The sequence below is a fragment of the Nocardia cyriacigeorgica genome, assembly GCF_010858045.1.
Taxonomy (GTDB): Bacteria; Actinomycetota; Actinomycetes; order Mycobacteriales; family Mycobacteriaceae; genus Nocardia; species Nocardia cyriacigeorgica_E.
The window spans coordinates 1-276 of record NZ_JAAGVC010000398.1 but is presented as its reverse complement, the minus strand read 5'-3'; the positions used below and the strand labels follow the sequence as shown (position 1 = coordinate 276).

The 276-nt window shown below is 68.5% G+C and carries 1 pseudogene; it reads left to right on the top strand.

What is annotated here, in order from left to right:
• A pseudogene (locus tag GV790_RS30190) lies at positions 1-276 on the top strand (vWA domain-containing protein); the annotation flags it as partial.

Sequence of the window (276 nt, the reverse complement as noted above, 5' to 3'; positions counted from 1 at the left end):
ATCGCGCGGAGATCGACTCCGACACCGGCGCCTATGGCGGTTCCGAACAGGTTCTGCCGTCCGGCAAGGAGCTCGCCACCGCACCCGTCCGCTACCTGAACCGGGAAGAGGGTGGCAAGCTCGTCGCCCAGTCCGTCGCGGGCTGGTACTACATCTCGGTCAAGGCCGGGCAGACGGTCAGCCCAGAGAAGCGCGCGGCACCGGTGCCGGTCGAGCTGGAGCTCACCGTCACCGGCGATCCGGAACCCGGACCGCAATATCGGAATGGCACCGGCG